Origin of the sequence: Brevibacterium metallidurans, from assembly GCF_037101285.1 — a bacterium.
Taxonomy (GTDB): Bacteria; Actinomycetota; Actinomycetes; order Actinomycetales; family Brevibacteriaceae; genus Brevibacterium; species Brevibacterium metallidurans.
On the sequence record NZ_BAAAAF010000047.1, the window covers coordinates 1 to 1,330 of the forward strand.

General features: G+C 60.6%; 2 protein-coding genes and 1 other annotated feature. Both genes read right to left on the reverse strand.

What is annotated here, in order from left to right:
• Positions 1 to 44 precede the first annotated feature (44 nt).
• Positions 45 to 968: an IS3 family transposase gene (locus AACX88_RS17435; RefSeq protein ID WP_009381362.1), complete on the reverse strand. Its 924-nt coding sequence runs from the start codon at positions 966 to 968 to the stop codon at positions 45 to 47.
• Positions 876 to 1,004: a sequence feature (AL1L pseudoknot), on the reverse strand. Its footprint overlaps the gene before it by 93 nt.
• Complete coding sequence (locus AACX88_RS17720; RefSeq protein WP_009381361.1) at positions 965 to 1,270, reverse strand: transposase; 306 nt, start codon at positions 1,268 to 1,270, stop codon at positions 965 to 967. Its footprint overlaps the feature before it by 40 nt. The genes AACX88_RS17435 and AACX88_RS17720 overlap by 4 nt, the downstream gene beginning before the upstream one ends.
• Positions 1,271 to 1,330 lie beyond the last annotated feature (60 nt).

Sequence of the window (1,330 nt, forward strand, 5' to 3'; positions counted from 1 at the left end):
CGTGTCAAGCCCCGGGTTTCGTAGAGGCTCCTATTCTTGGTTTCCTAAGCAGCCGCGGGTTCTGTCCCGGACTGGTTGATCCATTCGGAATGGACCTCGACGGGCGGTCGGTAGTTAATCGCTGAATGCAACCTGGACTGGTTGTACCAAGCCACCCACTTCGACGTCTCCGCCATCACCTCGATCAACCCCGACCACCCCTTCCGGTCGATGAGTTCGGCCTTGTAGACCGAGTTCAGCGCCTCGGCCATGGCGTTGTCGTACGAATCCCCACGCGACCCCACCGACGCCACGACCTCGGATTCCGCCAGGGTCTCGCCATAGCGAATCGATCGGAATTGCACCCCGCGATCCGAGTGGTGCACCAGCCCGGAAACGTCTTCACCGGCCCGATATTTCGCAGCGAGAGCCATCGTCAGAGCGTCCCTGGCCAGGGACTCCCGCATGTGGTTCGTCACCTGCCAGCCGACGATCTCCCTGTGGAAGACATCGAGGATGAACGTCGTGTATACCCACCCAGCAGTCGTCGGAACATAGGTGATGTCCGCGACCCATAGACAATTGGGTGCCGGTGCTGCGAACTCACGCTCGACAAGATCATCCGGACACTCCTCAGCCCTAGCCGAAGCCGTCTTCGGGCGCTTCCTCCTGCGTCGAATACCGTCGATGCCTAACTGGCGCATCAACCGCTCCACCGTGCAGCGGGCCACCGGGCCGAACTGATCCGCGTACTCGCGGTTGATCGCCTTCCACATCTTCCGCACCCCGTAACACGAGTAGTTCGCCTCATAGACATCCTGGATGACGACCATCAGCGCCTGGTCTCGGCGGGCCCTGGCCGATGGTTCGCGTTTCTTGAACGCGTAATACGAGCTCACAGCAATCCGTGCCGCAGTCCCGGACAGGGCGCGTACGATTGGCTCGACTCCGAACTCGTGACGATTGTCGTCGATGAAGACGACAATCACTTCGATGGGCGGTCGAGCTCCGCCGCGAAGAAAGCCGACGCTCTCTTCAAGATCTCGTTGGCCCGCTTCGCTTCAGCCAACTCCGCCCGCAGCCGACGGTTCTCCGCTTCCAAATCGACTGACTCAGTCGGTGTGGCCTTGCCGGAGTCTTTGTGCTTACGGACCCAGACTCGCAGGGTCTCTTTGCTCAGACCGAGCTCGCCGGCGACACGGGTGATTGCCCCGTTCGCCGTCTCCGGATCGGCCTGAGCATGAATGACGAGTTCGACGGCGCGAGCCTTGAGTTCGTCGGTGTATTTCACTGGCAAGAGAGAATCTCCTTCTTCCAATCTCCCTGCCTCTATTATCCCCGGGGCGATTCA